A 6,979-nucleotide genomic window follows, 5' to 3' on the forward strand; every position below is an offset into this window, starting at 1 on the left:
GATTGCCCGAAGGCGCCGGCTCGAAGGGCGGCAAGGGCTTGCCCAAGGGCGCCGTGCTCGGCAAGGGCGACATCGGGCGCGCCGGCTATTTCGGCCCGTGCCCGCCGCCCGGCAGCGGCGCGCATCACTATGTCTTCACGCTCTATGCCCTCAAGGCGGCGAAGCTCCACGCCAAGGCGAGCGCTTCTCCCGCGACGGTGGCGGCCGCCGCGAAGGCGCAGTCGCTCGGCACGGCAACGGTGACCTATACATATGAGCGCTAGAGGCTGCCGATCTCCCCCTCGCGGGGAGATCGGCAGCTTCAGCTATTCCGCCGCCAGCAGCTTGTCCTGCGTCTTCGTCTCGAAGTCGCTGGCGTCGTGGCGCTCGTGCAGCTGGTAGGCCGGGTCGCCGGAGAGGCGGTTGACCATACGGCCGCGCTTCACCGCCGGCCTGGCGTCGATGGCGTCGGCCCAGCGCTGGACGTGCTTGTATTCCTGCACGGCCAGGAACTCCCCGGAATCATTGTAAATGCGGCCCTTGGCGAGCCCGCCATACCAGGGCCACACCGCCATGTCGGCGATCGTGTAGTCCGGTCCGGCGAGGTACTCGCTCTCCGCCAGCCTGCGGTCGAGCACGTCCATCTGCCGCTTGGTCTCCATGGCGAAGCGGTCGATCGCATACTCGATCTTTTCCGGCGCATAGGCGTAGAAATGGCCGAAGCCGCCGCCGAGGTAGGGCGCCGAGCCCATCTGCCAGAACAGCCAAGAGAAGGTTTCGGCCCGTGCCGCCGGGTCCTTCGGCAAGAATGCGCCGAACTTTTCCGCCAGATAGGTCAGGATCGAGCCGGATTCGAAGACACGGATCGGCTTCTCGCCGCTGCGGTCCATCAGCGCCGGGATCTTGGAGTTGGGATTGACCTCGACGAAGCCGCTGGCGAACTGGTCGCCTTCGTTGATCCGGATCAGCCAGGCGTCGTACTCGGCACCCTTGTGGCCAAGCGCCAGAAGCTCCTCCAGCATGATCGTCACCTTCTGGCCGTTGGGCGTGGCCAGCGAATAGAGCTGCAGAGGGTGCTTGCCGACCGGCAGTTCCTTGTCATGCGTCGGGCCGGCGATTGGCCGGTTGATGCTGGCGAAAGTGCCGCCATTCGGCTTGTTCCAGGTCCAGACTTTCGGCGGGGTGTATTGGTTCATGGGGGAGCCTTGAGGGTTGGCGGGGGCGCGGGTTGATCGGTCGGTTCGAGCTAAACTTAGGTGCGACCGGGCGCGCGTCAAATAGGGAAGTCCAAAATTTGTTGAACTATTATCTGGGCCAACGCTGCTGAGCTCTTCCCTCGCAAGGGAAGAGGGAAAGGCAACCCTTGCGCCTCACCCCATCCGCCATACCTATAGAAGAAACCGCCCCCCAGGATGAACCGATGACCCTCGAACAAATCTCGCGCTCCGTCGTGGCCGTCCGCGCCATGGTTCCGGACGATGCCTTCACCGCCAACACGCTGGGCACGCGCCGCGAGGGCAGCGGCGTCGTCATCCGCGACGATGGGCTGGTGCTGACCATCGGCTATCTCATCACTGAGGCCGAGGAGGTCTGGCTGACCGACCAGGACGGCCGCGTCGTGCCCGCGCATGCGCTAGCCTACGACCAGGAATCGGGTTTCGGCCTGGTGCAGGCGCTGTCGCCACTCGGCCTGCCTGCGGTGGCGTTGGGCGATGCCCACAAGGCCAGCGTTGGCGATGCCGTGTCGCTGGTCGACGGCATCGGCCAGAGCGTTCGCGCCCATATCGTCACCAAGCAGGAATTCGCCGGCTATTGGGAATACCTGCTCGACGAGGCGATCTTCATCGCGCCGGCTCATCCTTCCTGGGGCGGGGCGGCGCTGTTCGACAAGGTCGGCAACCTGCTCGGGGTCGGGTCGCTGCGCCTGCAGATGAGCCGTGCCGGCGAGGTTGCCGACATCAACATGATCGTGCCGATCAACCTTCTGCCGCCGATCCTCGACGATCTCCTGACCCGCGGCCAGGTGGCGAAACCGCCGCGCCCGTGGCTTGGCGCCTTCTCGGCCGAGTCGAACGGCGTGGTGGTGGTGATGAGCGTCACCGAAGGCGGCCCCGCCGCCGAGGCCGGCCTGCGCCAGGGCGACATCATCTCCGATGTCAGGGACGGCGGGGTCGACGGGCTGGCAGACTTCTACCGCAAGCTCTGGCAGAACCCGGCCGGCTCCGAAATCCCGCTCAGAGTGGTGCGCGACGGCCGCGAAACCTGGCTCCGCGTGAAATCCGCCGACCGCAACAGCTTTCTCAGGAAGCCGCATCTGCAGTGAGGTTGAAGCTGCCGATCTCCTCCAGAAGGGGGGAGATCGGCAGTTTCGGCGCTGCGCAACGAGGATCCGTCTGATGCCGCCCGTGAAAGTCGATCCCGGCAAGGTGCATGAATTCGCCGATGCCGAGCGCTTGCGTGCCTGGCTCGCCCGTCACCACGCCAGCGAGACCGAGGTCTGGATCAAGCTACACAAGGTCGGTTCCGGCCTGCCCTCGATCACGCCGAAGCAGGCCATCGACGTCGTGCTGTGCTTCGGCTGGATCGACGCGGTGCGCAAGAGCCTGGACGACAAGAGCTACCTGCAGCGCTATACGCCGCGCGGCAAAAAGAGCACCTGGAGCAGGATCAACGTCGACAATGTCGCCCGCCTGGTCGAGGCGGGCCGCATGACCGAACATGGGCTAAGGCAAGTCGAGGCGGCCAAGGCCGACGGCCGCTGGGCGCGCGCCTATTCGGCCAAGGAAATGACCATCCCGCCGGATCTGCAGGCCGCCATCGACGCCGATCCGAAGGCGAAGGCGATGCTGGCTGGGCTCAGCGCCCAGAACCGCTTCGCGCTCACCTTCCGCACCCACAACATGAAGACCGAGGCCGGCCGCCGGAAGAAAATCGCCGACCTCGTCGAGATGCTGAAGCGCGGCGAGACGATCCATCCGCAAAAGCGGGCTTAGAGCGCGTCACGCCAAAGTGGAGGTCGGCACGAAGGCAGAGTAAAGAATTGCCGGACCCTGGAGCGCAGGCTTGGATGCGTACTATAAGGAAGGTCGTCTCGAGCGATTTCAGGTCAGGCCATGAACCAGGACATCCGGCTTTTTGGCGCAATTGCGGTTCGCCCCGCCGTCCTTTCTCTCGTATCCCGGTTCGAAACGGCCACAGGATTCAATGTTGCAGTCAAGTGGGAACTCAATCCGACGGTAAAGAAGCAGATTGAGGCCGGGGAGCCTTTTGACCTCGTCATCACCAATCCGCACCTGGTTGAGGATCTGACCGCCCTGGGAAAGGTCAGGGCGGGAAGCCAGGTCGCGTTTGGCCGGATAGCAATGGGGGTGGCGGCCAAGGCAGGCAGTCGAGCGCTCGATATTGGGTCCGTGCAAGCATTCGGACATGCGTTGAAGAGCGCCAGATCAATCGCTTACGCCAGTGACGGGACCAGCGGTGGCTACTTCTCCGGTTTGCTGGAACGCTTGGGAATATCCGATGAGGTGAAGCCTAGGCTGGTGGCCATACCAGGAGGGCAGACAGCGCCGGCCGTAGGCCGAGGGGAAGCCGAGCTGGGGGTGGTGCCTGTGACTTCGATTCTCGCCGCCGCTCCCGAGGTCATGCTTGTCGGGCGGTTTCCGGCAGAACTCCAAAGTTACATTGACTTCGCCATCGGCATCAGCGCCCATTCAACGGACGCAGAAGTTGCCAGGCAACTGTCGGAATTTCTGATGTCGCCAGCCGTCGATGGCATCCTGGCGGCGAAGGGCGTCGAGCGACACTAAAGCGTGCTTGATAAGTAGCAATCGGCTCATCGCATCGTCTGATGAGTGCCTTCCTGGCCAGGCTGCTGACGCCGGCAGTCAGCCCGTGTCGAGCCAACCAACGAAAACGCCGCCCGGTGAGGGGCGGCGTTTCCGGGGGAGGGATGATCCCGAGGGGAGCGGGATCATCCGGCATGAAGAAACCATCCCGATGGGAGGGGGCGGGACTTAGGCCGCCTTCTTGGCGACGTGCTTCTTCACGTGATGCTTCTTGACGTGATGCTTGCGGTGCTTCTTCAGGTGATGCTTGCGGGCGTGATGCTTGTGGTGCTTCTTGTGCTTCTTGTGATGAGCGACCTTGGCTGCGGGCTTCGCCGTCGCGGTGGCCGCGGCCGGAGCAGCGGTCGTGGTGGTTGCGGCAGCCGTGGTCGCAGCGGCGCTGGCTTCGGTGGTGCCGAGTGCCGGCACCGCGAAAGCGAGCGCGACGGCCAGGCCGAGAACGGAGAGGAGGCTCTTTTTCAAAATCGGCATTTCCTTTTTCGAAGATCGGGTTGTCGCTGGCCGCACTCGGCTGCTTCGGGAACGGGTTATGCCACCCGGTCTTTTCGCGAGTTTTTCCCGACTGTTGAATCTTGTTTCTGGATTGTGTCGGGGAGGGCCGTTGCTGGCTGCGGTGTTCCGGGCCGCCCAAAGGGAACTGGCGGGTCCATTCCTGTGCCGCATCGTGCAACGAAAGGATTCTATTCCAGCAAATCGACTGGGCGCGGCAGAGGGAATGTCGCATTCTGATTGCGAAGAGCTTGAGAGAACAACATGACCGGCACGACAGATCACTCCGGCAAGGTCGCCCTCGTCACCGGCGGCAACGGCCGCATCGCGTTTGAGACAGCCCGCCGGCTCGCGGCGCTCGGCTTCACCGTACTCGTCGGTGTGCGCGACCTCGCCAAGGGCGAGGCGGCGGCGAGGAAGCTCGGCGGCAATGTCGAAGCCATCGCGCTGGATCTCGCCGCGCCTGATGGACCGGCCCTCGCCGCAGCCGAGGTGGAGCGCCGTTTCGGTCGGCTCGACGTACTCGTCAACAACGGCGCCGTCCATTACGCCCTATCCGCTCGGGCGCTGAGGCCTGACCGCACGTTGGGCGGCAAGACCTTCGAGACCTATGTCGTGGGCGCCTGGCGGATGGCCTTCGCCTTCGTGCCACTGCTCAGCGCCTCCGGTCATGGCCGGCTGGTCATCGTTTCTCCCGAGGCTGGTTCGCTGGCCTCGATGAACGCCGGCGCGCCGGCCTACGCGACCGGAAGGGCGACGCTCAATGCGCTCACCCGCATCCTCGCGGCCGAACTGCGCGGCGCCGGTGTCCTGGTCAACGCCATCAGCCCTGACTGGGTGGAGGCCGACAAGGGCAAGCCTGACGGCCGCCCGGTCGCGCCAGGGGCGGCCGGCATCGTCTGGGCCGCGACCTTGCCGGACGATGGCCCGACCGGCGGCTTGTTCCGCAACGGCAAAAGGCTGCCGTGGTGAGCGGATCTGCTCACCCCACCGGCACCTCCAGCCCCACCTTCACCCGATCCATGGCGACGAACGTGCGGAAGCGCTTGACGTTGTTGTTCTCGAAGAACAGTTTTCTCGTCAGCGCCTCGTAGTCGGCCATCGTCGCCACGGTGACGACCAGGATGAAGTCGGCCTCGCCGGTCACGTAATAGCACTGCTGCACTTCAGGCACCTCGGCGAAGCCGCGCTTGGCGGCGTCGATCAGCTCGGCGCGCTCGCTCTCGACCTCCACCTCGACGAAGATCGTGATCGGGTGGCCGACCTTGGCCGGGTCGACCAGCGCGACATTGGCGCGGATGACGCCGGTCTCCTCCATGCGCTTGATGCGTCGCTGCACGGCCGGCGCCGACAGGTTGACCGTCGCGCCGATGACCCGCTGCGGCGTGGTGTTGTCCTTCTGCAGGATGGCCAGGATGGCGCGGTCGAAAGCGTCGAGGTCGGGCAAAACGGACATAGCGAGGTCCAAAACGAAACAAACTTGCATCTAAAGCGGCAAAATAGAGCGCCTTTCTCGCTCGGCTTGCAATAAATTTCAGCCATCAAGACGGAGAAACGCCGATCCATGTTCCTGCTCAACCGCCACCCGGACCATCGCCATCCGCTGACCCCGCAGGATGCCGCTATGCTTGGGCTCGCCGGCGTCGAGGCGGCCGAGCGCTTCCTTGCCGCGCGTGACAGCCAGGCCGAGACGCCGCTGCACGCCCTGCCGGCGCTGGCGGGCGAACTCGGCATTGGTGCGCTCCACATCAAGGATGAGGGCAAGCGCCTCGGCCTCGGCAGCTTCAAGGCGCTGGGTGGCGCCTATGCCGTCATGCATCTGGTGCTGGAGGAGGCCGGCAACCGGCTCGGCCGTTCGGTCGATGTTGCCGAACTGCATGGCGCTGACGTCAAGGCGATTGCCGCCGGCATGACTTTCGCCTGCGCGACCGACGGCAATCACGGACGTTCGGTGGCGCAGGGCGCCGGCCTTGTCGGCGCGCGGTCCGTCATCTTCGTCCATTCAGGTGTCAGCAACGAACGCGTGGCGGCCATCGCCCGCTTCGGCGCCGAGATCGTGCGCATAGCCGGCGACTACGACCAGTCGGTCAGGGAAGCCGCGCGCGTCGCCGCCGAGCGCGGCTGGACCGTCGTCTCCGACACGTCCTGGCCGGGCTACGAACGGATACCGGGACTGGTGATGCAGGGCTACACCGTGATCGTGCGCGAAGCGCTGAGGCGCTTGCCCAAGTCGCCCACCCATGTCTTCCTGCAGGCCGGCGTCGGCGGCTTTGCCGCGGCGGTGGCCGGCCATCTCGCCATCGTGCTTGGCGAGCATCGCCCGAGGGCAGTCGTGGTCGAGCCCGCGCGGGCGGCCTGCGTCTACGCCACCGCAAAGGCCGGACGGCCGGTCGCGATTGCGCACACCAAGCCCACGGTGATGGCGATGCTCGAATGCTACGAGCCCTCGCTCGTCGCCTGGCGCGTGCTGTCGCGGATCGGCGATGCTTTCATGACTGTGGACGAGGAAGACGCCGTTTCGGTGATGAACCGCCTGGCCCGGCCTTCAGGCGATGATCCGGCGATCGTCTCCGGCGAGAGCGGCGGGGCGGGGCTCGCCGGGTTGATCCGCGCTGCCGGTGACAGCAAGATGCGGGCGGCGCTTCACCTCGATAGCCATTCGCGCG

General features: G+C 65.3%; 9 protein-coding genes. 6 read left to right on the forward strand and 3 right to left on the reverse strand.

Features of this window, described 5'->3' with window-relative positions:
* On the forward strand, positions 1-263 hold a 263-nt coding region (locus EN745_RS25885; protein ID WP_127422581.1), incomplete at its 5' end, for a YbhB/YbcL family Raf kinase inhibitor-like protein.
* A gap of 42 nt (positions 264-305) precedes the next feature.
* Here the strand turns inward: EN745_RS25885 and yghU are convergent.
* Complete coding sequence (yghU, locus tag EN745_RS25890; protein WP_126055256.1) at positions 306-1,175, reverse strand: glutathione-dependent disulfide-bond oxidoreductase; 870 nt, start codon at positions 1,173-1,175, stop codon at positions 306-308.
* A 224-nt stretch (positions 1,176-1,399) separates the two neighbouring features.
* On the opposite strand from yghU, the gene EN745_RS25895 reads away from it, so the two are divergent.
* The 3 genes from EN745_RS25895 (at position 1,400) to EN745_RS25905 (ending at position 3,785) form a co-directional block, all read left to right on the forward strand.
* On the forward strand, positions 1,400-2,302 hold the full coding sequence (locus EN745_RS25895) for a S1C family serine protease (protein WP_127422582.1): 903 nt from the start codon (positions 1,400-1,402) through the stop codon (positions 2,300-2,302).
* Positions 2,303-2,375: 73 nt separating this feature from the next.
* Entirely contained in the window at positions 2,376-2,972 is a 597-nt protein-coding gene (locus tag EN745_RS25900) for a YdeI/OmpD-associated family protein (protein ID WP_127422583.1), read from the forward strand.
* Between the two features lie 120 nt (positions 2,973-3,092).
* The gene (locus tag EN745_RS25905; RefSeq protein ID WP_127422584.1) at positions 3,093-3,785 is read left to right on the forward strand and encodes a substrate-binding domain-containing protein; all 693 of its coding nucleotides are present in this window, start codon (positions 3,093-3,095) and stop codon (positions 3,783-3,785) included.
* A 207-nt stretch (positions 3,786-3,992) separates the two neighbouring features.
* Here EN745_RS25905 and EN745_RS25910 read toward each other — a convergent pair whose 3' ends face one another.
* A complete protein-coding gene (locus EN745_RS25910) occupies positions 3,993-4,286 on the reverse strand; it encodes a hypothetical protein (RefSeq protein ID WP_127407343.1) in 294 nt (97 codons plus the stop codon).
* Positions 4,287-4,577: 291 nt separating this feature from the next.
* Here EN745_RS25910 and EN745_RS25915 point away from each other — a divergent pair, with 291 nt between their 5' ends.
* Positions 4,578-5,285 carry an SDR family NAD(P)-dependent oxidoreductase gene (locus tag EN745_RS25915; RefSeq protein WP_127407342.1) on the forward strand — a complete coding sequence of 236 codons (708 nt, stop codon included), beginning with the start codon at positions 4,578-4,580 and terminating at the stop codon, positions 5,283-5,285.
* Positions 5,286-5,295: 10 nt separating this feature from the next.
* On the opposite strand, the gene EN745_RS25920 is transcribed toward EN745_RS25915, so the two are convergent.
* On the reverse strand, positions 5,296-5,769 hold the full coding sequence (locus tag EN745_RS25920) for an Lrp/AsnC family transcriptional regulator (RefSeq protein ID WP_126055250.1): 474 nt from the start codon (positions 5,767-5,769) through the stop codon (positions 5,296-5,298).
* Between the two features lie 108 nt (positions 5,770-5,877).
* Here EN745_RS25920 and EN745_RS25925 point away from each other — a divergent pair.
* Positions 5,878-6,979: diaminopropionate ammonia-lyase (locus tag EN745_RS25925; protein ID WP_127422585.1), on the forward strand; the 1,102-nt coding region annotated here is incomplete at its 3' end.

The sequence above is a fragment of the Mesorhizobium sp. M4A.F.Ca.ET.022.05.2.1 genome (assembly GCF_003998845.1).
Lineage (GTDB): Bacteria > Pseudomonadota > Alphaproteobacteria > Rhizobiales > Rhizobiaceae > Mesorhizobium.

Excerpts from the sequence above, each read along its gene's own strand:
- yghU (WP_126055256.1), bottom strand. The coding sequence starts at position 1,175 with ATGAACCAATACACCCCGCCGAAAGTCTGGACCTGGAACAAGCCGAAT.
- EN745_RS25895 (WP_127422582.1), top strand. The coding sequence starts at position 1,400 with ATGACCCTCGAACAAATCTCGCGCTCCGTCGTGGCCGTCCGCGCCATG.
- EN745_RS25900 (WP_127422583.1), top strand. The coding sequence starts at position 2,376 with ATGCCGCCCGTGAAAGTCGATCCCGGCAAGGTGCATGAATTCGCCGAT.
- EN745_RS25905 (WP_127422584.1), top strand. The coding sequence starts at position 3,093 with ATGAACCAGGACATCCGGCTTTTTGGCGCAATTGCGGTTCGCCCCGCC.
- EN745_RS25915 (WP_127407342.1), top strand. The coding sequence starts at position 4,578 with ATGACCGGCACGACAGATCACTCCGGCAAGGTCGCCCTCGTCACCGGC.
- EN745_RS25920 (WP_126055250.1), bottom strand. The coding sequence starts at position 5,769 with ATGTCCGTTTTGCCCGACCTCGACGCTTTCGACCGCGCCATCCTGGCC.